The 21,967-nt window shown below is 64.9% G+C and carries 21 protein-coding genes; 13 read left to right on the forward strand and 8 right to left on the reverse strand.

Going from position 1 to position 21,967, the window contains the following annotated elements; all coding sequences use genetic code 11:
* Nucleotide 1 precedes the first annotated feature (1 nt).
* On the forward strand, nucleotides 2–1,423 hold the full coding sequence (locus AC1DEK_RS02330; protein ID WP_478123573.1) for a multicopper oxidase family protein: 1,422 nt from the start codon (nucleotides 2–4) through the stop codon (nucleotides 1,421–1,423).
* 15 nt (nucleotides 1,424–1,438) lie between these two features.
* Here the strand turns inward: AC1DEK_RS02330 and dnaE are convergent, their stop codons facing one another.
* Nucleotides 1,439–4,939: a DNA polymerase III subunit alpha gene (gene dnaE, locus AC1DEK_RS02335; protein WP_478123574.1), complete on the reverse strand. Its 3,501-nt coding sequence runs from the start codon at nucleotides 4,937–4,939 to the stop codon at nucleotides 1,439–1,441.
* Between the two features lie 42 nt (nucleotides 4,940–4,981).
* Between dnaE and AC1DEK_RS02340 the strand changes: the two genes are divergently transcribed.
* Nucleotides 4,982–5,767, forward strand: coding sequence for a sulfurtransferase (locus tag AC1DEK_RS02340; RefSeq protein ID WP_478123575.1), 786 nt, complete (start codon nucleotides 4,982–4,984; stop codon nucleotides 5,765–5,767).
* 6 nt (nucleotides 5,768–5,773) lie between these two features.
* On the opposite strand, the gene AC1DEK_RS02345 is transcribed toward AC1DEK_RS02340, so the two are convergent.
* Genes AC1DEK_RS02345 through AC1DEK_RS02360 form a run of 4 tightly spaced genes read right to left on the reverse strand, consistent with a single transcriptional unit; the run spans nucleotide 5,774 to nucleotide 8,484 of the window.
* Nucleotides 5,774–6,688, reverse strand: coding sequence for a pirin family protein (locus AC1DEK_RS02345; protein WP_478123576.1), 915 nt, complete (start codon nucleotides 6,686–6,688; stop codon nucleotides 5,774–5,776).
* Nucleotides 6,689–6,716: 28 nt separating this feature from the next.
* On the reverse strand, nucleotides 6,717–7,268 hold the full coding sequence (locus AC1DEK_RS02350; RefSeq protein ID WP_478123577.1) for a flavodoxin family protein: 552 nt from the start codon (nucleotides 7,266–7,268) through the stop codon (nucleotides 6,717–6,719).
* A gap of 14 nt (nucleotides 7,269–7,282) precedes the next feature.
* The gene (locus AC1DEK_RS02355; protein WP_478123578.1) at nucleotides 7,283–7,723 is read right to left on the reverse strand and encodes a DoxX family protein; all 441 of its coding nucleotides are present in this window, start codon (nucleotides 7,721–7,723) and stop codon (nucleotides 7,283–7,285) included.
* A 59-nt stretch (nucleotides 7,724–7,782) separates the two neighbouring features.
* On the reverse strand, nucleotides 7,783–8,484 hold the full coding sequence (locus AC1DEK_RS02360) for a pirin family protein (protein WP_478123579.1): 702 nt from the start codon (nucleotides 8,482–8,484) through the stop codon (nucleotides 7,783–7,785).
* A 142-nt stretch (nucleotides 8,485–8,626) separates the two neighbouring features.
* Between AC1DEK_RS02360 and AC1DEK_RS02365 the strand changes: the two genes are divergently transcribed.
* The 4 genes from AC1DEK_RS02365 (at nucleotide 8,627) to trmB (ending at nucleotide 12,391) form a co-directional block, all read left to right on the forward strand.
* Nucleotides 8,627–9,580: a LysR family transcriptional regulator gene (locus AC1DEK_RS02365; RefSeq protein WP_478123580.1), complete on the forward strand. Its 954-nt coding sequence runs from the start codon at nucleotides 8,627–8,629 to the stop codon at nucleotides 9,578–9,580.
* A gap of 69 nt (nucleotides 9,581–9,649) precedes the next feature.
* Nucleotides 9,650–10,717, forward strand: a complete 1,068-nt coding sequence (locus AC1DEK_RS02370; protein WP_478123581.1) for an NAD(P)/FAD-dependent oxidoreductase — start codon at nucleotides 9,650–9,652, stop codon at nucleotides 10,715–10,717.
* Nucleotides 10,718–10,733: 16 nt separating this feature from the next.
* Nucleotides 10,734–11,648 carry a tRNA glutamyl-Q(34) synthetase GluQRS gene (gene gluQRS / locus AC1DEK_RS02375; RefSeq protein WP_478123582.1) on the forward strand — a complete coding sequence of 305 codons (915 nt, stop codon included), beginning with the start codon at nucleotides 10,734–10,736 and terminating at the stop codon, nucleotides 11,646–11,648.
* Nucleotides 11,645–12,391 (forward strand): tRNA (guanosine(46)-N7)-methyltransferase TrmB, encoded by a 747-nt coding sequence (trmB, locus tag AC1DEK_RS02380; RefSeq protein WP_478123583.1) that lies wholly within the window; start codon nucleotides 11,645–11,647, stop codon nucleotides 12,389–12,391. Before gluQRS ends, trmB begins: the two co-directional genes overlap by 4 nt.
* Nucleotides 12,392–12,401: 10 nt before the next feature.
* Here trmB and AC1DEK_RS02385 read toward each other — a convergent pair whose 3' ends face one another.
* Nucleotides 12,402–12,827: a hypothetical protein gene (locus tag AC1DEK_RS02385; protein ID WP_478123584.1), complete on the reverse strand. Its 426-nt coding sequence runs from the start codon at nucleotides 12,825–12,827 to the stop codon at nucleotides 12,402–12,404.
* Nucleotides 12,828–13,065: 238 nt separating this feature from the next.
* On the opposite strand from AC1DEK_RS02385, the gene AC1DEK_RS02390 reads away from it, so the two are divergent.
* Nucleotides 13,066–14,247: an ABC transporter substrate-binding protein gene (locus tag AC1DEK_RS02390; RefSeq protein ID WP_478123585.1), complete on the forward strand. Its 1,182-nt coding sequence runs from the start codon at nucleotides 13,066–13,068 to the stop codon at nucleotides 14,245–14,247.
* 21 nt (nucleotides 14,248–14,268) lie between these two features.
* Here AC1DEK_RS02390 and AC1DEK_RS02395 read toward each other — a convergent pair whose 3' ends face one another.
* Complete coding sequence (locus AC1DEK_RS02395; protein WP_478123586.1) at nucleotides 14,269–14,991, reverse strand: Crp/Fnr family transcriptional regulator; 723 nt, start codon at nucleotides 14,989–14,991, stop codon at nucleotides 14,269–14,271.
* 136 nt (nucleotides 14,992–15,127) lie between these two features.
* Between AC1DEK_RS02395 and AC1DEK_RS02400 the strand changes: the two genes are divergently transcribed.
* A complete protein-coding gene (locus tag AC1DEK_RS02400; protein ID WP_478123587.1) occupies nucleotides 15,128–15,712 on the forward strand; it encodes an HD domain-containing protein in 585 nt (194 codons plus the stop codon).
* 62 nt (nucleotides 15,713–15,774) lie between these two features.
* On the forward strand, nucleotides 15,775–16,542 hold the full coding sequence (locus tag AC1DEK_RS02405) for a class II aldolase/adducin family protein (protein ID WP_478123588.1): 768 nt from the start codon (nucleotides 15,775–15,777) through the stop codon (nucleotides 16,540–16,542).
* 120 nt (nucleotides 16,543–16,662) lie between these two features.
* Here AC1DEK_RS02405 and AC1DEK_RS02410 read toward each other — a convergent pair whose 3' ends face one another.
* The gene (locus tag AC1DEK_RS02410) at nucleotides 16,663–17,256 is read right to left on the reverse strand and encodes a MarR family winged helix-turn-helix transcriptional regulator (protein ID WP_478123589.1); all 594 of its coding nucleotides are present in this window, start codon (nucleotides 17,254–17,256) and stop codon (nucleotides 16,663–16,665) included.
* A 218-nt stretch (nucleotides 17,257–17,474) separates the two neighbouring features.
* Here AC1DEK_RS02410 and AC1DEK_RS02415 point away from each other — a divergent pair, with 218 nt between their 5' ends.
* From AC1DEK_RS02415 to AC1DEK_RS02430, 4 genes are read left to right on the forward strand one after another with little or no spacing between them, the layout of a single operon-like run.
* Nucleotides 17,475–19,796, forward strand: coding sequence for a xanthine dehydrogenase family protein molybdopterin-binding subunit (locus AC1DEK_RS02415; protein WP_478123590.1), 2,322 nt, complete (start codon nucleotides 17,475–17,477; stop codon nucleotides 19,794–19,796).
* Nucleotides 19,789–20,670 (forward strand): FAD binding domain-containing protein, encoded by an 882-nt coding sequence (locus tag AC1DEK_RS02420; RefSeq protein ID WP_478123591.1) that lies wholly within the window; start codon nucleotides 19,789–19,791, stop codon nucleotides 20,668–20,670. Before AC1DEK_RS02415 ends, AC1DEK_RS02420 begins: the two co-directional genes overlap by 8 nt.
* On the forward strand, nucleotides 20,667–21,170 hold the full coding sequence (locus tag AC1DEK_RS02425) for a (2Fe-2S)-binding protein (protein ID WP_478123592.1): 504 nt from the start codon (nucleotides 20,667–20,669) through the stop codon (nucleotides 21,168–21,170). Before AC1DEK_RS02420 ends, AC1DEK_RS02425 begins: the two co-directional genes overlap by 4 nt.
* Nucleotides 21,160–21,927 carry a CoxG family protein gene (locus AC1DEK_RS02430; protein ID WP_478123593.1) on the forward strand — a complete coding sequence of 256 codons (768 nt, stop codon included), beginning with the start codon at nucleotides 21,160–21,162 and terminating at the stop codon, nucleotides 21,925–21,927. Before AC1DEK_RS02425 ends, AC1DEK_RS02430 begins: the two co-directional genes overlap by 11 nt.
* Nucleotides 21,928–21,967 lie beyond the last annotated feature (40 nt).

Genomic DNA, 21,967 nt, shown 5'->3' on the forward strand with positions numbered 1-21,967 from the left:
AATGAACAACCGCAGAAACTTTCTCCGCACCGCCGGCGCGACGGCGCTGGGCACGGGCGCCGTGAGCCGCATCGGTGCTGCCTCCCTGCCGGAAGCTCCCGTCCAGCCGTCGCCGGCCACGCAGCCGCCGCTGGTCCCGAAAACAGGCCGCCCCTACAACCCCGTTGTCACCCTCAACGGCTGGTCGCTGCCATGGCGAATGAAAGGCGGCGTCAAGGAGTTTCACCTCGTCGCCGAGCCCGTGGTGCGTGAACTGGCGCCGGGCATGAACGCGAATCTCTGGGGCTACAACGGCACGAGCGTCGGCCCGACCATCGAAGCCGTCGAAGGCGATCGTGTTCGCATCTTCCTGACCAACCGGCTGCCGGAGCCGACGAGCATCCATTGGCACGGGATGCTGCTGCCGTCGGGGATGGACGGGGTGACCGGGCTGACGCAACCGGCGATCGCACCCGGCAAGACCTTCGTCTATGAGTTCGTCCTGCAGAAGCCAGGCACCTTCATGTACCACCCTCACGCCGACGAAACCCTGCAGATCGCGATGGGAATGATGGGCATGTTCATCGTGCACCCCAAGGAGCCGGACATGTTCAAGGTCGATCGCGATTTCGTCTTCCTGCTCGCCGCCTACGACATCGATCCCGGCGCCGCGACGCCGAGGGTGAACACCATGCTCGATTTCAACCTCTGGACCTGGAACAGCCGCGTGTTTCCGGGCATCGATCCGCTGGTCGCCAGGACGGGCGACCGGGTGCGCATCCGCGTCGGGAATCTCACGATGACCAACCATCCGATGCACCTCCACGGACACCATTTCGAGGTCACCGGCACCGATGGCGGCTGGGTGCCGCCGTCTGCCCGCTGGCCCGAGGTGACGACTGACGTAGCGGTCGGGCAGATGAGAGCCTTCGAATTCAATGCAACCGCCGGGGATTGGGCCTTCCACTGCCACAAGTCGCATCACACGATGAACGCCATGGGCCACGACGTGCCCACCATGCTCGGTGTCCACGGCCGCGGCGTCGCCGAGAAGATCACGCGGCTCATCCCTGACTACATGCACATGGGCGACCGCGGAATGCACGACATGGCGCAGATGCAAATGCCGCTGCCGGACAACACGTTGCCGATGATGACCGGCACCGGTCCATTCGGTGCCATCGGCATGGGCGGCATGTTCAGCGTGGTCAAGGTCCGCGACAACCAGAAGCCGGGCGACTATCGCGATCCAGGGTGGTTCAAGCATCCCGCCGGCACGCTTGCCAGGGAATACACGGGCGAGCTCCCAGAGGCTGTGCGCAGTCGGGCCCCGACGGCAGACTCACGTGCGGTCAACGCACGCGAGCCAACCACCCACCAAGGTCATCAAGGCAATCAGGACCACGGCGGTCATGGAGCTCACAGCGGCCACGAAGGCCACTGATCCCGCACTGGTCTCTTATTCGTACACGACGGCCGCCTTGCCGGCCTCGGCCTGCGCCATCCAGCTCGCAAGCGCCGCGTCGGTCGGAAAGAACTTCGCGCGCTCGCCCAATTGCAGTTCGACCTGCGCGCCGCCGCGCGCCATCGACAGCCGAACCCCCAGCCCTTGCTGCAGTTCCCCGTGCTCGCTCTGCTCGGTGCGCGGCGGAAACTCCCGTACCAGCCGCGCGATGTCCGGCGCCTTGCCATTGACTGCCACGCGCAGATATTTTCCGAAGCGGCAGCGCGCCGCCGCCAAGTCCCACACCTGCATGACCTGGAAGCGCGCCTCGAAGCCACCGCGGCCGGGCTGAAGGCGCCCGCTCACGATGACCAGCTCGTCTTCCTTGAGAACGTTGCGGTTGTTGTTGCAGAGTGCCTCGTCGGCCGTTGCTTCGATCGAGCCCGACTTGTCGTCCAGCTTGAAGATCGCCAGCCGGCCGCGCTGGCCGTTGATCACGCGGAAGTCGCTCACGATGCCCGCGATCACCTGCTGCTCGCGGCTGTCGATGAGGTCGTCGATCTGCCGCTTGCAGAAGCGCCGCACTTCATGCGCGACCTCATCGAAAAGATGCCCCGACAAGTAGAAGCCGATTGCCGTCTTCTCGTAGGTCAGCCGCTCCTTCACGCCCCACGGCGTGGCGTCGATCAGATCGGGCTCTTGCGTTGCCGAGCCGTGCTCGCTGTCTCCGAAGATGTCCACCTGCGCCGAATTGGCCTCGGTCGCAGCGGAAAACTCGAAGGCGCGGTCGAGCGAAGCAATCAGCGAAGCGCGGTTCTGCTGCAATGAATCGAAGGCGCCGGCCTTGATCAGCGCCTCGACCGTGCGCTTGTTGATGCGTTGCCGGTCCACGCGAACGCAGAAGTCGAAGAGGCTCTTGAACGGCCCGCCTTCTTCACGCGCCCTGACGACCGACTCGACGGCCAGTTGGCCCGTGCCCTTGACGGCACCGAGCCCATAGCGGATCACCTTGTCGTTGACCGGCTCGAAGCGGTAGTTGCCGCGATTCACGTCCGGCGGCTCGAAGGTCATGCCGAAATTCTTCTGCGCGTCCTCGAACAACACCTTGAGCTTGTCGGTGTTGTCCATTTCGACAGTCATGTTGGCGCAGAAGAACTCGGCGGTGTAGTGCACCTTGAGCCAACCCGTGTGATAGGCCAGCAGCGAGTAGGCGGCCGCGTGCGACTTGTTGAAGCCATACCCCGCGAACTTCTCCATCAAGTCGAAGATTTCGTCGGCCTTCTTCTGGTCGATGCCATTCTTGGCGGCACCCTTGCGGAAGATCTCGCGGTGCTCGGCCATTTCCTCGGCCTTCTTCTTGCCCATCGCGCGGCGAAGCAAGTCGGCGCCGCCAAGCGAGTAGCCGCCGAGGATCTGCGCGGTCTGCATCACCTGTTCCTGGTAGACCATGATCCCGTAGGTCTCGGAGAGCATGTCCGCCACCAGCGGATGCGGATATTCGACCGGCTCGCGCCCGTGCTTGCGCGCGACGAAGCTCGGAATCAGGTCCATCGGGCCCGGACGGTACAGCGCGTTCAACGCGATCAGGTCTTCAAGACGCGTCGGCCGCGCGTCCTTCAGCATGCCCTGCATGCCGCGCGATTCGAACTGGAACACGGCCTCGGTCAAACCGTCCGCAAACAGCTTGTAGGTGTGCGCGTCGTCCAGCCGGATGTTCTCGTAGGCGAAGTTTTCCTGGCCCTTGTGGCGCCTGATGATGAATTCCTTCGCAATCTCCAGGATCGTGAGCGTCGCCAACCCCAGGAAGTCGAACTTCACCAAGCCGACAGCCTCGACATCGTCCTTGTCGTACTGGCTCACGGCCGAATCGCTGCCGGGCTGCTGGTACAGCGGGCAAAAGTCGGTGAGCTTGCCCGGCGCGATCAGCACGCCGCCTGCGTGCATACCGATGTTGCGGGTCATGCCTTCGAGCTTCTGCGCCAGCTCGACCAGCGTGCGGACTTCTTCTTCCTTCTCGATGCGTGCGGCGAGTTGCGGCTCCATCTCGATGGCGTAGTTGTTCTTGTCGCCCTCCACCTTCGGGCTCGGCGGGTATTGCAGCGTGACCGACATGCCCGGCTTGTTCGGGATGAGCTTGCTGATGCCATCGCAGAACATGTAGCTCATGTCGAGCACGCGGCCCACGTCGCGGATGGCGGCGCGGGCGGCCATGGTTCCGAACGTGGCGATCTGGCTCACGGCATCGCGGCCGTATTTGTCCTTGACGTAGTCGATGACCCGGTCGCGATTGCCTTGGCAGAAGTCGATGTCGAAGTCAGGCATCGAGACGCGCTCGGGATTCAGGAAACGTTCGAACAGCAGCTTGTATTCGAGCGGGTCGAGGTCGGTGATCTTCAGCGCGTAGGCGACGAGCGAGCCGGCACCCGAACCGCGGCCTGGCCCGACCGGGCAGCCGTTGTTCTTGGCCCAGTTGATGAAGTCGCCCACGATCAGGAAGTAGCCGGGGAACCCCATCTTCAGGATGGTGTTGATCTCGAATTCGAGGCGCTCCACATAGCGCGGCCGCTCGGCATCGCGCTTGCCGGCGTCGGGGTACAAATGCGCGAGCCGCTCTTCCAGGCCTTCGAACGAAGCGACCCGAAAGTATTCCTCGATGGGCATGCCGTTCGGCGTCGGGAAATTCGGCAGTTGCGGCTTACCGAGCACGAGCGTCAGATTGCAGCGCTTGGCAATCTCGACCGTATTGGCAATGGCGCTCGGCACGTCGGCGAAGAGCTTCTCCATCTCCGCCGACGACTTGAAATACTGCTCGCGCGTGAACTTGCGCACCCGGCGCGGATTTCCCAGGATCTCGCCTTCGGAAATGCAGACGCGCGCCTCATGCGCCTCGTAGTCTTCGGCCGTCGCGAATTGCACGGGATGCGTGGCGACCACCGGCAGCTTGAGCCGCGCGGCGAGTTGCACTGCGGCCACCACGTGCGGCTCGTCCTCGGGCCGGCCGGCACGCTGAATCTCGATGTAGAAGCGATGCGGAAACAAGCCGGCCAATTGAAGCGCGACCTCCGCCGCGCGTTCGGCCTTGCCCTGCAGCAGCGGCGCACCGAGCGGCCCGGCCAACGCGCCTGAAAGCGCGATCAAACCGCCCTGCAGTTCCTCCAGCCACGCCAGCTTGCAGGCGGCCTGCGCTTGCCCGCGACCGACGTTCTGCGTCCAGGCCCGCGCGAGCAGTTCGGAGAGATTGAGGTAGCCCTGCTTGTTTTGCACCAGCAGGACGATGCGTGTGAGCGCGCCAGGATCGGCGCCGAAACCTTCGACGAAAACCTCGGCGCCCAGCACGGGCTTGACGCCCTTGCCGCGCGCTTCCTTGTAGAACTTGACCCCGCCGAACAGATTATTGAGGTCGGTGATCGCCAGTGCAGGCTGACCATCCTTGGCGGCGGCCTTGACGACTTCGTCGATGCGGTTGGTGCCGTCGACGACGGAAAACTCGGTGTGCAGGCGCAGGTGAACGAACATCCGTGCATTGTAGAAAGCGCTACCTCCCTACAATCCCGCCCCGTGCAAGAGATTTTGAATATCGCGGCCTACAAGTTCGTACCGATTGACGACGCCGCAGAACTGCGTGAAAAACTTCGGACGAGCACCCACGCGCTCGGGCTCAAGGGCACGATCCTGATCGCGCCCGAAGGGATCAACCTTTTTCTCGCGGGGGCGCCGGATTCGGTGCACGAATTTTTGGCGTCGATGCGAGCCGATTCGCGCTTTGCCGATCTGGAGGCCAAGGAAAGCTGGTCCGCCAGCCAGCCTTTTCGCCGAATGCTGGTCAAGCTCAAGCGCGAAATCATCCGCATGGACCACCCTGCCATCCAGCCCGCCGCCGGTCGCGCGCCGGGGGTGGACGCGCCGACGCTCAAGCGATGGCTCGACCAGGGGCACGACGATGCGGGCAAGCCGGTCGCGCTGCTCGATACGCGCAATGCCTTCGAGGTCGACTACGGCAGCTTCGAAGGCGCCATCGACTGGCGCATTCACAAGTTCACCGAATTTCCGAAGGCCTTGCAGAAGCACCGCGAAGAGCTCGCGGGCAAGACCGTGGTCAGCTTCTGCACCGGCGGCATTCGCTGCGAGAAGGCGGCGATCCTGATGCGGGAAGTCGGCGTCGCCGATGTGCTGCAGCTGGAAGGCGGCATCCTCAAGTATTTCGAGCAGGTGGGCGGCGCGCACTACCAGGGCGAGTGCTTCGTCTTCGATGGCCGTGAATCGTTGTCGCCGGATCTGAAGGCGCGCGCAAGCGGCGCGAGCGCCCGAGCCGCTGAAGACCCGGACATCGCAAACAAGCGCTGAGGCCTATCAGACCGGCGTCGTGCCGGTATCCGGCGGCGCCTGCACCTGGAACGGATGGCCGGGCAGCGGAATGAATTCAGTCTCGCCCGGTACGTGGCCCATGCGTTGAGCCGCCCAGTCCGCGCCCGCTTCGAGAATGCGCTCGCGCCGGCTCGACACGAAGTTCCAGGTGATGAAGCGCGGCCCGTCGAGTGGCTCGCCGCCGATAACCATCACGCGGACGGCACCCTGCGTCGTCAGCACGGCGCCTTCGCCTTCAGCCAACTTGGCCATGGTGTGTTGCTCCACCGGTTCGCCATCGATGGAGACGTCGCCGTCGACCGGGTAGATCGCAAGTTCAGGCGCGAGAGCGGGCAACTCGAAGCGCGCCCCAGCAGGCAATGCCAGATCGAGATAGATGGTCTTCGACAAAGTCGCAACGGGCGAACGTGCGCCGAACGCCTCACCCACCAGCACACGGACCTTCACCCCTTGCACATGGAGCGAAGGAATGTCTTCCGCCGCCGTGTGCGCAAAGCTTGGCTCGACTTCTTCGTGGGCCTGCGGCAACGCGGCCCACAGTTGCAGGCCGTGGTTTTCGTAGGTCGATCCGAGCAGTCGCTCGGGCTTGCGTTCGGAGTGGACGATGCCCCGCCCCGCCGTCATCCAGTTGATCGCGCCGGGGCGAATCTCCTGGACGCTGCCGAGGCTGTCGCGATGCATCATCGCGCCCTCGAAGAGATAGGTGACGGTCGACAGCCCGATATGCGGATGCGGCCGCACATCGTGCTCGGAACCCGGCACTTCGGTCGCGGGACCGAAATGATCGAAGAACACAAAAGGCCCGACCGACCGTTGCTTTGCCGCCGGCAACAGGCGCCGGACCTTGAAGCCCCCGCCCAAATCCTTGTCATGGGGTTGCAGCAGCAGCGTGGCGGTCATCGAAAGTTCTCCAGGTTCGGGCGGTTGTTCAGCGGCGTGATGTTGCCACTTCCGCCACGCGTTCGCCAAACTTGATCGCGGTTTCGAGATCGCCGCGCGCCATTTCAGCCGGGCTTGCGTCGGTGGGCGAAGTCGTCAGCAAGCCGTTGTAACCGCCGACATAGTTGATCGAATCGCGCTTGGCGGCTTTGTCGCTGCTGGGCATGATGCCGAGGCTGACCCACAAGCCGCCATGTTGCATGGCAAGGTGCCACAGGTAGGTCAGCGTGGCGTCCTTGTCGCCGTTCATGGTGCCGCTGTTGGTAAAGCCCGCGAAGAGCTTGTCCTTCCAGCCCTGGACGTACCAGACCTTGGACGACGCATCCGCGAACTTCTTGAACTGCCAGCTGACGCCGCCCATGTAGGTCGGCGATCCCATGATGATCGCGTCCGCCGCGGCCAGCATTTCCCAGCCCTGGGCCGGGAGATTGCCGTCGGCATCGATGGCGAGCAGGTGCGCGCCAGCGCCGTCGGCCACCGCTTGCGCGACGCGCTGCGTGTGGCCGTAGCCCGAATGGAAGACAACGACGATATCGGGCATCTGGGCAGCTCCGATCAGCGCTTGTCGATGCTGAAACGGCCCGGGCCGAAGGCGGCGATGAGCAGCAGGCCACCGGCAATCGAGAGGTTCTTGAAGAACATCAGCTGGTTCACGTAAGCCTTCTCGGCAGGCATGGCCCAGTAGTTGTGAAAGAAGATCGCGGCCGCGACGGTGAACACAGCAATCACGATCGCCGCAAGCCGAGACTTGAAGCCGACCAGCAGCATGATGCCCAAGCCAAGTTCAACCACGATCGCAATTGCCGCGCCCAGTTGCGGCAACGGCAATCCGGCCGAAGCGATGTAGCCGGCGGCGCCTGCAAAGCCAGTGAGCTTGCCGAAGCCGGCCGGAATGAAAAGCAGCGCCATCAGCACGCGGCCGATCAGCGCCAGCGTGTCTTGCGCGGCGGCCGTGGAGGCCGGAGCGGCGTAGGTGGATGCGGTGGTGGTATTCATCGGAAGACTCCTCTGTTGAAAAACTGAAAGATAAATCGAGAGACTGAAAACTCGCCGGCTCAGGCTGCGAGATCGAACACCAGCACTTCGGCGTCCTTGCCAGCGCTGAGCGTGAGTTGCGATTCGCCCTGGATGAGAGCGGCATCGCCGGTGGTCAGTTTCGTGCCGTTGGCTTCGAGTTCGCCGCGCACCAGGTGCACGTAGCTCTTGCGCTTCGGGTCGAGCGCCAGGCCTGCTTTTTCTTCGCCATCGAGCAGGCCTGCGAACAGCCGCGCATCGGCATGCACGAGCACCGAACCTTCCGCGCCATCCGGCGAAGCGACCAGGCGCAGCTTGCCGCGCTTTTCCGCTTCCGTGAATGTCTTCTGCTCATAGGCCGGTTCAATGCCGCGCACGTTCGGCTCGATCCAGATCTGCAGGAAGTGCGTCGTCTCGTCGGCCTTGTGATTGAACTCGCTGTGCATCACACCGCGTCCGGCGCTCATGCGCTGGACATCGCCCGGCGGGATGGACTCGACGTTCCCCATGCTGTCCTTGTGTGCGAGCTCGCCTGAAAGCACGTAGCTGATGATTTCCATGTCCTTGTGACCATGGGTGCCGAACCCGGCGCCGGCCGCCACGCGGTCTTCGTTGATCACACGCAGGTTGCCGAAGCCCATGTGCTCGGGATCGTAATAGCCGGCGAACGAAAAACTGTGAAAGGAGCGCAGCCAGCCATGGTCGGCATAACCGCGTTCCTGGGATTTACGGACTTGCAACATTTGCTTGACTCCTGCCCTTGAAGGGCCTTCTTCATGCCGCGCCCTGTGCGCAGCGGATGTGAAGAACTTTAGGGCTCGCGATGGCGGCCAAAAGCAATGGCGTTTGATGGCATCATTCAATTTTTTTGATCGATCGGCCATCATGCCTACCGCCCGTGACGTCCTGACACCCGACGCGCTGTCCATGCTGCAGACGGTGGCGAGCACCGGGAGCTTCGCCGCAGCGGCGCGGTCCCTCAACCTGGTTCCGAGCGCGTTGAGCTACCGGGTGCGCCTGATCGAAGACGCGCTCGATGTGCTGCTTTTCGACCGCAGCGCCCGCCAGGCCCGCGTGACTGAAGCCGGCGTCGAGTTGCTGCGCGAAGGCACCCGTCTGCTTGGCGAGATCGATGCCGTCGCCAATCGCGTCAAGCGGGTCGCGACAGGCTGGGAGCCGATGCTCACGATTGCGGTCGACAGCGTCATCGCGCGTGATCCACTGCTCGACCTCGTCGGCGCCTTCTATGCACTCGAGCCGCCCACACGGCTGAAGCTGCGGGACGAAACGCTGTTGGGCACGATCGAAGCGCTGACGAGCGGAGAAGCCGATCTCGCCGTCGGCGCCGTGCTCGATGCGGCGAGCCTCGCGTTCACGGCGACGGGCATTCGCAGTCGGCCGTTGGGCGAGCTTCCATTCGTCTATGCGGTGGCTCCGCATCATCCGCTGGCGCGCATCGAAGTGCCCTTGAGCGATGAGGTGCTGCGCCAGCACCGCGCCGTGGCCGCTGCGGATTCGTCGCGCGCCGGGCCGAGCATGACCGTCAACCTGGTCGGAGGGCAGGACGTACTGACCGTGCCGACCATGCAAGCCAAACTGGCAGCCCAGTTGCATGGGTTGGGCGGAGGCTTTCTGCCCGAGCCGATGGCCCGGCCTTACATCGAAGCCGGGCATCTGGTCGAACGAAAGACCGAGCGCGTCCCGCCGCTTGCCACCATGCATTGCGCCTGGCGCGTCCGCACGGCCGGCAAGCCCGGGCGCGCGCTGCAATGGTGGCTCGAACAGTTCGAACACGAAGGCAGCCGGGTCGCGCTCCTCGAGCGCCATCGCAGCAAATGAAAGGCGCCCGCTGATGAGGCCGCCAACCCGGTTAGAGTGCCTTGCCTGCCACACATCAATGAGACTGTCATGACCATCCGACCCATTGCCGACCGCCACCGACCCACACCGCGCCACTTCGCCATCGTCGGCGCGGGCATTGCCGGCGTGGCGTGCGCCCGCACGCTGCTGCAGGCGGGCCACCGCGTCACCCTCTTCGAACGAGAAGCAGGAGCCGGGGGCCGCATGGCGAGCGTGTCGACGCCCTTCGGCCGCTTCGACAGCGGCGCGCAGTACTTCACCGTGCGCGATCCGCGTTTTGCGCGCGCGCTCGAGACGGCGCCCAAGATCTGCAAGCCCTGGAGCGCCAACCTCGTGCGCGTACTCGATCCGCACGGCCGCGTCGCCGAAGCCGCCCTCCCCGGCATGGAAAAGCACTGGGTCGCGCAGCCCGGCATGGACGCCCTCGCCAGCGCTTGGGCCGCGCCGCTGGGAGACTCGCTCATCTCGCAGACGCAGGTCACGCGCATCGAACGTGACGCGCTGGACGCGAAGCGCTGGCAGCTCCGGACCTCGGGCAGCGACGATTCGCAGCACGTTTACTCCGGATTCGATGCGGTGCTGCTGGCGGTGCCGCCGGCCCGCGCTCGCGAGTTGCTGAGCGACGGCCGGCTCTCCTCCGAGCTGAGCCAGAAGATCGACCCGGTTCGCATCGCGCCGTGCTGGACGCTGATGATCGCTTTCCCGCAGGCCAACCAGCCCACGCTGTCGCACCTCGGCCCCCAGTGGAATGCTGCGCGCAGCAACCACCATCGCGTGGCCTGGCTGGCACGCGAATCGTCCAAGCCCGGCCGCGACCGCATCGAGCGCTGGACCGTCCAGGCGAGCGCGGCGTGGTCGCAAGAGCATTTGCGAGACGAACCCTCGCGCGTCGAAGCCAAGCTGCTTCGCGCCTTTGCCGAAATCACCGGCATCCGCGCCGAGCCTTCGCATGCGCAAGCCCGTTGCTGGCCCGAGGCACAGACCCAGGTCCCAGTGGGCAAGCCGCACCTGTGGGATGCCAAGGCCGGCATCGGCGTGGCCGGCGACTGGTGCACGGGCCATCGCGTCGAAGATGCATTCCTGTCGGGGCTCACCCTGGCGCTGAAGCTGGCCTGATCCTCGTGCCGAGGTCATGACCCGGATCGGCCGGTTCGCCCCATCTCCCACCGGACCCTTGCACGCCGGCTCACTGGTGGCCGCGCTCGCGAGCTGGCTCGACGTGCGAGCGCGCGGGCCGCAGGCGCGCTGGCTGGTGCGCATCGAGGACGCCGACACCGAGCGGTGTCTCCCGGGCGTGGGCGAAGTCATCCTGTCGCAACTGGCTGCCTGCGCCCTGCTGCCGGACGAGCCTCCGGTGTGGCAGACACGGCGAACGGCGCTTTACCAACGGGCGTTCGAGCAGTTGCAGGCAGCGGGCCTGGTGTACCCGTGCGGCTGCTCCCGAAAGGACATCGACGATGCGCTGGCGCGGCGTGGCGTCGTGCATGCGCGCCATGCAGAGCGCGTCTACCCTGGCACGTGCCGCGGCAGCCTGCATGGAAAGCCGGCGCGCGCATGGCGCTTCGCGACCGCCAAGTTCGAGGGATCGCCCGCGCACGAACCCATGCGCTGGCGCGATCGTCGCCTCGGCACACAGCAGCAGGACGTGACGCGCGAAGTAGGCGACTTCGTCCTCAAGCGAGCGGACGGACCCTGGGCCTATCAGCTCGCGGTCGTCGTCGACGATGCCGACCAAGGCGTGACGGACGTCGTGCGCGGCGAAGATCTTGCGGACAACACGGCGCGCCAGATCCTGCTGCAGCGGGCACTCGGCGTGCCGACGCCCACCTATCTGCACACGCCGCTGGTGCGCGGTGCCGACGGCGACAAGCTCTCCAAGCAGAACGGTGCGGCGCCGCTGCGGACCGACACGCCCGCAGATGCGTTGGCAGCTCTGGATGCGGCAGCACGCGTGCTCGGCCTGCGCGCGACGGCAGCCTCGTCCCCGGCCGTCGCGCTCGCGCTCTGGATCCCGCAGTGGCGCGATCTCTACAATGCGCGGCCGTGATCAGCCCCTCCATCGACCTCCCCCCCGACTCGCCCGACGACAACGCTGGCGACAAACCCACTGGCGAAGCGCACCCGCTGCACCGCCGCCTCAAAAGCTTCGTCAAGCGGGGCGGCCGCACGACGGAAGGCCAGGCGCGCGCGTACGAGCAGTTCGGCCCGCAGTTCCTGCTGCCGTACAAGGCAGAGCCGCTGGATTTCGAAGCCGCTTTCGGCCGCAAGGCACCGACCATCCTCGAGATCGGCTTCGGCATGGGCGAGGCCACCGCGCACATCGCCGGCCTGATGCCCGAGAAGAACTTCCTGTGCTGCGAAGTGCACGAGCCCGGGATCGGCGCGCTGCTCAAGCGCATCGGCGAGCACGGCCTGCAAAACATTCGCATCTGCGCGCACGATGCTGTCGACGTGATCGACCACATGCTGCCTCCAGCGACGCTTGCCGGTGTGCATGTGTTCTTTCCGGACCCATGGCACAAGACGCGGCACAACAAGCGACGGCTGATTCAACCGCCGTTTGTCCGCAAGCTGGCGGATCGGCTGGCGCCCGGCGGCTATCTGCATTGCGCCACCGATTGGCAACCCTATGCCGAGCAGATGCTCGAAGTGCTCTCCCAAGAGCCGCTCCTGCGCAATACGGCTCAAGCCTATGCGCCGAAGCCGGTTTATCGCCCGCTGACCAAATTCGAGAACCGCGGCCTCAAGCTGGGCCATGGCGTTTGGGACGTGGTGTTCGAGCGCGTCTGAGCGAAGTCTTTCAGCCGCTCAATGCGGCGAACACCGAATGCTCCCCGGTGTCTGCCGGCTCGGCAGGTTCCCCAGGTTCAGCAGATTCCGCATAGTGCGCCGCCTGGGCGCTTTGCTGCGCCGCCATCATCAACGCGGCGCGGTGCGCCGATCGGCTGGCGATCTTGGTGTAGGTGATCATCGCTTCCCACTCGCGCTCGCTGTCTTGCGACACGCTTTGGCGGCGCGCGTTGATCAGCGTGCGGCTCACATCGACGAGCGCTGCGGCGGCGCTCAGGCAGACGTTGGCCGCGGCTTGCGAGCCGTCAGCTTCGTACGGGGCTTCTTGCGAGTTGCTGTCGGCATGCGCAAGGACTTTCTCGATGGCAAGAAGCGCGCTTTCGAGCAGGGCGACATCCGTTGGGTTTGCTGAATTCTCAGTGAGCTTTGGCTTCATTTCGTCTTGCCGGATGCATTCCGGTCCACTGCGAATCTTGACAGCGGGGCCTTGTTTACCCCTGTGCAAAAAGCCACAGGAGCGATACAAAAGTTAACAGCATCCGACGGTTCTTATGGACATTTGGACGCGCAGGTGCGCCCGGTGTCTGAACGGAGGCAAATCCCGTGAAGTAATCCCTTTGGATGCGACAGACACATTGCTACATTTTTCGAGGACTTACAACAAAGGGTTTCACATGGCACTCACGCGCAGGAGTTGGATAGGCAAGGCCGGCGCCACGCTTTGGCTCGGTTCCGGCGTCTGGGCCGCGGGCGCAAGCCACGCGCAGCAGGCGGGCCAGCGCCCTCCCGCTCCTGCCACGGCGCCACGCACCGTGATCCTTGGGCAATCGGTTCCGCTGACGGGCGCCGCCAACGAGATCGGACTGGCATTCGCTGCGGGGTCCAAGCTCTACGCGAATCAGTTCAACGACAACAACGCGGCAAGCGGATTGCAGATCAAGTTGCTCCAGCTGGACGACGGCTACGACGCCACGCGCGCCGCCGCGAATGCCAAAACGCTGCTCTCCACCGAAAAGGCCGACATGCTCTTCGGCTTCGTCGGGACGGCCAGCAGCGACGCCGCAGCCGCCGTCGCGACCCAGCAAGGCGCGGTGCTTTTCGCGCCCTTTGCCGCCGCCGACAACCTGCGCGGATCGAGCTTCCCCAACGTCTTTCATGTCCGACCCAGCATGGCCGACGAGGCCGTGAAGATCGTGCGTCAATGCGGCGCGGTCGGACAGTCGCGCATTGCGCTGATCGGCGATGACGACGCGATGGGCCGTGCCGGATTGGCCGCCGTGCAGCAGGCTTTGGCCGATCTCAAGCTTCCTCCGCTGGTCGCGAGCGCGCTGGTACACCCGAACGGCGATAACCTCGACGCGGGACTCCAGGCGGTGCAGAAGCAGACGCCGCAAGCCATCGTGCTGGTATCGCTTTCGGGCACCACCGCCAACGTGGTTCGCAAGCTGCGAAAGAGCTCCTACTTCGGCACCTTCATGGCCTTCTCGATCGTCGGCATCGACCCGCTCTACACGGCGCTCGGCAAGGACGTGAGCGGCATCGTGATTTCCCAGGTCGTGCCGTCGCCGCGCCCCTCGGCCATCCCGATTGTCAAGGAGTACCTGGACGCGGTCGACAACTCGGACCAGTCGCCGTCCTACGAAGGGCTTGAAGGGTTCATTGCCGCGAAGGCCGCGGGCGAGGCAGTTCGCCGCGCCGGCAAGGGCTTCACGCCCGCGACCTTGCAGCGCGTGATGGCCGGCATGACCGACTACGACGTCGGCGGCTTCCGCATCAACCTGCGCCCGGCATTGCACGACACGGCGCGCAACATCGATCTCGTGAGCATCACGAAAGAAGGCCGCATCCTGCGTTGATGCCGAGAAACGCTCAGGCGCTCAGACGCTGCCGGCGAGCCTTTGCAGTTCGTCGAGCGAGAGCAGTTCGATGCGGCCGTAGCCCAGCGCGATCACGCCGTCGCGCGCCAGGGCGTTGAGTTCTTTCGACAGCGTCTGCCGCGTGACGCCCAGCATCATCGCGAAAGCCTCCTGAGGCAGCGTCAAATGCCGCCGCGCGATGGGCGACTGCGTGGCGTCGCCGTGCGCGAACGCCACCAACCGCCGCGCCACACGCGCACGCAGGCCGCGTAACGTGGCGTCTTCCATCAGCGCGTAAAGCCCCCGCACGCGGCTTGCGAGCAATGCGGCGATCGCGCCTGCAAAGACGGCGCCCTGCATCAGCCGCGCGAAGGTCTCATAAGGCACCACGAGCAGATCGATGGCAGAAAGCGCCGTCGCATCGTGGGTGCGCGGGGAGCCGTCGATCAAGCTGATTTCGCCGAACCAGTTGCCCGGTTCGAGCACCGCAAGAATGGCTTCGCGGCCGTCTTGCCGCAGTGTCGAAATCTTGATCGTGCCGGACACCAGCCCATAGAAGCCCGCGCCCGCGACATGCACCGGGTCGCCCTGGCGTATCACCATCGCGCCGCGCCGGAGGTGGATCAGTTCGGCCGCGCCGAGCAGCGCGTCCCGCTGCGCCCGAGGCATCGATGCGAACCATGGGTTGGCTTCGATGGCGGAGCGATCTCCGACTGCTGCGCGCGGACGGGCTTTCGAAGGCATGGGGAGAGTTCAGGACGTCAGGAGTTCAGGCGTAAGGGGTTTACCAGGGGCTTCGACTGTCAAATTTACGACAGTTTGGCGGCAAGCCGAGGTCTACAGTGCCTCACACACGCTGCACACCACTGGAGACGACACGATGAACGCAAGAGCGAATTTCACCCGCATGCAAGACAGCACGCGGGAAGACTGGCAACTGATCGGCGGCGAATTCATGCAGTTCGCGGGCGGATTGCCGGGTCGCGTGATCAAGCACCTGCAGATTCTCGAAGGGGACTACGGCGGCTTTCCGATCGACCGTTATTCGCACTCTCTGCAAACCGCCACGCGCGCCCTGCGCGATGGCCGCGACGATGAATACGTGGTGTGCGCGCTGTTGCACGACATCGGCGACACGCTCGGGACCATGAATCATCCCGACATCGCCGCGGCCATCCTCAAGCCTTTCGTGAGCGATGAAAACCACTGGATGGTGCAGCACCACGGCATCTTCCAGGGCCACTACTTTTTCCATCACATCGGGCTGGATCGCGACATGCGCGAGAGCTTTCGCAGCCATCCGAATTTCGATCGCACCGCCGAATTCTGCGAGCTCTATGACAACCCGGCGTTCGACGCCAAGGCCGAGACCTTGCCGATCAGCGAATTCGAGCCGATGCTCCGGCGTGTGATGGCGCAGCCGCGCCAGAGCATCTACAAGTCGGCCGAGCCCGCCGCTGCCTGAGCACATCGCGCAGCTCCGCACCCATTTCCACAACGTCACCCGATCCCGCCAGGAGACTCACCATGAACGCCACCTCCCCCTCCGAAGTCCAGAAGCTCGTCAGCGCCGAAGAATGGCAGCTGCGCGTCGACCTTGCCGCCTGCTATCGGCTGGTTGCGCTGTACGGCTGGAGCGATCTCGTCTTCACGCACATCAGCGCGCGTGTGCCGGGCCCGGAACACCACTTCCTCATCAATCCGTATGGGCTGATGTTCGACGAGATCACTGCGTCGAGCCTGGTCAAGGTCGACCAGAGCTGCAACAAGGTGATCGACTCGCCCTACCCCGTCAATCCGGCGGGCTTCGTGATTCACAGCGCCGTGCATGCGGCGCGTGAAGATATCCAGTGCGTGCTGCATACCCACACACGCGCCGGCATTGCAGTGAGCGCGCAAAAGAACGGCGTGCTGCCGATCAGCCAGCAGTCCACCTTCGTGCTGGCCTCACTGGCCTATCACAACTACGAAGGCGTGGCCTTCCGCGACGACGAGAAGCCGCGCCTGCAGGCCGACATGGGCGACGCCAACTTCCTCCTGCTGCGCAACCACGGTCTGCTGACGGTAGGCAAGACCATCGCCGATGCATTCCTGAGCATGTACACGTTCGAGAACACATGCCAGATCCAGATCGCCGCGCAGGCTGGCGGCGGTGAGTTGACGCAGGTCGATCCGCGCATCGTCGAAGGCGTCGGTCATGCGATGAAGGTGCAGACAGGGGGAATGGGCGGTGCCTTCGTCTGGCCTTCGCTGATTCGGAAGCTGGATCGGACTGACAACACATACAGGAGCTAACCCCCCAGGCTGCGCGCACTTCGTGTCGCTTCGCCTACCCCCCTCTAAGGGGGGCGCCGCTGACGGCCCGGCTGAGCCGGTTCCGTGGCGGCTCACGACTTTGGCCGGCGGCCTGTTCCTCTAAATATCGGTGTCGGGGGTGTCGTCTTTGCGGCGGTCGGGGGGGGCTTTTCCCTGTTCTTCCTGGCGGCAGTAATCGCGCAGCTTGATGAGGGCGCGGTACATGGCGTCGCGCTCCGGCGGCGCCAGCACGCGGAGGGCGGCGGCTTGGCGTTTGCGCGCGAGGGGGATGGCCTCTGCGTGCAGTTTCTTGCCCTCGGGGGTGATCGCGCAGAAGACTTTCTTGCGCGGCGTGTTTCCCTCTGAACTCAGCTGAACCAAGGCCCGGCTCTCCAGGAGCTTGAGGGTGCGGCTGACAAGTGCCTTGTCTGAAGTCGACTGAACGACGAGGTCGCTGAAGGCCACAGTGCCTGCGTGCGCGACGAGCGCCAGCACGCGCCATTCGGACACCGACAAGCCGAACTGATCGGCGTACGGCAGCGTGATCGTGCGCCTCAGGGCATTGCCCACCTGACTCATCATGGTTGTGATGAAGGCGTCCACCGTAAGGGTGGTGCCGGCTTCGTCGACGTCGGTCCAAGGGGTGGGCTGCGCGTCGGGAACGGCCGAGCGATCGGCAGGGGGAGCTGGAATGGTCTTGCTTTCTTCTGTCATGTGGCGCGCATTGTGGTCCAAGTGCAGCGGCCTGGCGGCGGACCGTCACGTGTTATCTGCCATACCACTTTATTTTCTAACGTCAATCGGCGTTTACAGCAAGTTGATGCGTCAACACGTTCCCGGACAATATCCATTCATTAGCGAATCACTGTTTCACTAATGAATCCATCTGCGCTGTTCGAGGTGCAGGCCCGCCACGTCCGAGGACCTTCACCATGCGCAATCCTCCTGATCTTTCCGCCTCCGGCGCATCGACACTCGGAACCGATATTCCGCAGGTGACGGCGCGCTCCAAGGTGCTGGGCCGGGCGATGTACGCGGGCGACATCAAGCTGGCCGGCATGCTGCACGGTGCGGTGCTTCGAAGTCCCTACCCCCATGCGCGCATCGTCTCGGTCGACGCCTCCCCAGCGCTTGCGTTGCCGGGCGTAAAGGCTGTACTGACCGGCGCCGACGCGCCACGCGCCATGTGGGGCGTCCATCACAAGGAGCGACGCATTCTGGCCGAAGGCATCGTGCGCTTTGCGGGAGAGGAAGTGGCTGCAGTCGCGGCAACGAGCGAGGAGATCGCTCGCGATGCGCTGGACTTGATCCGCGTCGAATACGAAGAGCTGCCCGCGATCCTCACGCCCGAAGAGGCGATGGACGAAGAAGCCCCTGGCGTGCATCCGGGCCGCGACAACATCGCCCACGAGATCCGCTTCGAGCGCGGCGACATCGAAGCCGGCTTCGCGGCAGCGCATGTGACCCACGAAGCCACCTACGACACGCACGCGCAGTACCCCGGCTACCTGGAGCCGATGGGCACCGTCGCCAGCGTCGATCCTGACGGACGCCTCGTGGTGTTGACTTCCACGCAATCGATCACGCAGGCGCGTCTTCGATTGGCCGCCGCGCTGGAGCGCCCGATTTCCAGCATCCGCGTGATCCAGGCGACCACGGGCGGTGGCTTCGGCGGAAAGATGGTCGAAGACGCCAACAACCTCATCGCCGGACTGCTGGCCGTGAAGACGGGCAAACCGGTGCGGGTGGTCAACAACCGTCTCGAAGATTTCCTCGCGGCCTGTTCGAGCGTGCCGGAGCGCATCACGCTCAAGCTGGGCATGGACCGCGACGGCCTGATCGTGGCCAAGGACGTGCGCATCGTCGCGGAATGCGGCGCCTACAGCGGGCTCTCCGGCGAAGTGATGCACGTGAGCGCCATGCGCAGCGACAACATGCACCGCAACCCCAATGTGCGCTCGCATGCCACGCTGGTTTACACCAACAACCCGCCGCACGGAGCCTTCCGCGGATTCGGCGGCACGCAGATGCAGTTCGCGCTCAACAGCCACATCCACACCATGGCCGGCATGCTGGGTCTCGACCCGGTGGCCATTCACAAGCGCAACGCCATCGGCGCGGGCGAAGTGTCCGTCCATGGTTGGCACATCGGCAGCACCGGGCTCGTGGAGTGCATCGACCAGGCGACGCAGGCGATCGGCTGGGAAGCCAAGCGTGCGGCACCGAAACCGAACGGACCGAAACGCCGAGGCGTCGGCATGGCGGCGGCGATGCACGTCAGCGGCAACCGCACCATCGGCAACTGGGACGGCTCGACGGTCATCGTCAAAGTCAACGAGGACGGTCGCGTCTTCATCATGAGCGGCGAGTGCGACATGGGCCAAGGCGCGATGACCATGTTGAGCCAGGTGGTCGCGCACGAACTGGATTTGCCGCTGGCCCATATGTACGTGGTGCCGCCGGACACCGACACATCGCCCATCGCCATCGGATCGCTCGCTTCACGCGTGACCATTGCGGCGGGCAACGCGGCCATCGTCGCCGCCCGCATGGCACGCGACAAGCTCTTCGCGCTGGCATCGAAGAAATGGGGCGTGCCCATTGAACAACTGAAGATCGCCGGCGGCGCCGTGTTCGTCGCGGATGCACCCGAGCGCCGCGCGACCATTGCCGAACTCGCCAAGCTCCACGTCTGGACGCATGGTGGCGAAGGCATCCAGGTCAGCGGCACCTGGGACGCCAAGACCGTCATGCACGACGACAAGGTGTACGGCAACATCGCCCCCGCCTATTCGTTCGCTGCCCAAGCCGTCGAAGTCGAAGTCGACACCGAGACGGGTCAGGTCACCGTGGTCGACAGCTATGTCGCCGACGACTGCGGCAAGGCGCTCAACCCGATCGCCGTCCACGGCCAGACCAACGGAGCGACGGCGCAGGCCATCGGCTGGACGCTGTACGAACAGATGCAGCTCGATGGCGGCCGTTTGATGAACGGCAACTTCGCCGACTACACGATGGCGACGGCCGACGCGGTGCCGCTGCTGCGAGGCGGCTTCGTCGAATCGAACGACCCGAACGGGCCCTACGGCGCCAAGGGTGCGAGCGAGACCGCCATCCTCCCCGGCGCACCGGCCATTGCGAACGCTGTCTTCGACGCTGTCGGCGTGCGTATCACCGATCTGCCCATCACCCCCCAGAAGATCCTGGCCGCACTGCGCGCACAAACCCCAAGGGAGGAAATCAGCCATGCGTGATTTCGATTACCTCGAACCGGCCTCCGTCGAGGAGGCCAGCCGCATGCTCGCCGACCTCGGCGACGACTGCCGCGCGATTGCGGGCGGCACCGCGCTGATGCTCGGCATGCGCCAGCGCATGCTGACGCCTACGCACCTGGTCTCGCTCGCCGGCATCGAGCAGCTCCGCGGCATCGCCTTCGATGAGCGGAACGGCCTGCGCATCGGCGCCCTCTCGCGGCACACGGATGTCGCCAACTCGGCCCTCGTGCGCGCGCACTTTCCGATGCTCGCGAGCATGGCGTCGCGCGTCGCGAATCCGCAGGTGCGCAACCAGGGAACCATCGGCGGCAACCTCTGCTATGCCGATCCTTCGACCGATCCGCCCGGCTGCCTGATGGCGCTCGACGCCAAGGTGGTGCTGGGCAGCGCGCGCGGCGAGCGCGTTCTCAGCATCGAGGAATTCCTTGTCGACTATTACGTGACCGCACTGGAGCCCGACGAAATGGTCGTCGAAATTCGTGTGCCGCCGCTCGTGGCGGACAGCTCCGGCGTGTACTCGCGCTTCCTTCGCACGGCAGCCGAGCATCGGCCGCTTGCCAGCGTCGCCTTCGTAGCGCAGCGCGATGGTGCTCTGTGCCGCGAAGCGCGAATCGCCGTGGGTGCATCGACGCCCATCCCGACGCGGTTGCGTCGCGCGGAGGCTTTCCTGGAAGGCCGCACGGTCACGTCCGACATCGCGGCCGAAGTCGCGGACATCGTGGCCAGCGACATCGAACCCGTGTCCGACGCGCGCGGCTCGGCGGAATTCCGCCGCGACATGGTGCGGGTCGTCGCGCGCCGCACCGTCGCCGAACTCTTCGGCATCGATCTTCATGAAGGGGCCATGCAATGAGCCAGCACCGCATCGAATGCACCGTCAATGGCGAGGCCTGCAGCGTCGACGTTCCCGCACGCCGGCTGCTCTCTGACTTTCTGCGCGACGACCTCCACCTGACCGGCACCAAGCGCGGTTGCGAGACCGGTATCTGCGGTGCCTGCTCCGTTCTGGTCGATGGCGAAGTCGTCAAGTCCTGCCTGATGCTTGCGGTGCAAGTCCGGGGGCGCGAGATCAGCACGGTCGAGGGCCTCGGAGGCACCGGAGATATCGGAGGGAACGGCAAGGACGCGCCATTGCACCCGCTGCAGGAGAGCTTCATGCAATGCGGCGGCCTGCAGTGCGGCTACTGCACGCCGGGCTTTCTCATGACCTCGTGCGCCATGCTGAAGAACAACCCCGACCCAACTTCCGACGAAGTGCGGCATGGCCTCAACGGCAATCTCTGCCGCTGCACGGGCTACACGCAGATCGTCGAATCCATCCTGACCGCCGCGGAGAAGATGCGTGGAAATTGAAAAGACACTGACCGTTGCGGCATCGCCGCAGCGCGTATGGGCGCTGCTGCTCGATCCGCAAGTCATGGGCGGCTGCGTGCCGGGCATGAAGTCCATCGATGTCGTGAGCGACGTCGAATACGTGGCGCTGATGCACGTGAAGATCGCGTTCATCAACGCCAAGTTCAAGCTGCGCACCACCATCGTCGAACAGCGCGCGCCGACCTATCTGCGCGCCGAGGGCACTGGCGAAGACGCATCGGTCGCGAGTTCGCTGAAGCAGCAGAGCGAGATATTCCTGACACCGACGGCCGAGGGCGGCACGGAGTTGCGCACCAAGGTGCAGGTCGACGTGCTTGGCCGTCTGGGCACGTTCGGCCTGAGCGTGATGAAGACCAAGGCCGACCGCATGTGGGAAGAGTTCGGCGCCAATCTCGCCGCGCGAATCGACGGCGGGGTTTCGCCGGCGCCTGTAGTGGCAAAGGCACCCACAGCAGCATCGGTTGCAACACCAGCACCGGCAGCCGTCACGTCGGCCGCAAAGCCGGCTCCCGGTTTCGCCAGCGAGCCAGTAGCAGCAGCCGAATCACAGCCCCGCAACGAATCGACATGGTGGTCACGCCTGACTGGCAACAAACCAAATCGTTCGGCCCCCCTCGCGGGCCCCGGCCGCTTCATCCGCATCGAGGTGCGCCAGCCCGACAGGACGATCAGCGTCGACTGGCCCCTCGAAGGTGCAGACCAGTGCCAGGCCTGGCTGCGCGACCTCCTCAAGTGAAACGGCGGCAAGCCACTGCCGCAACGCCCCTCCCCTTCCC

The organism is Variovorax sp. 10N420 (assembly GCF_056394705.1).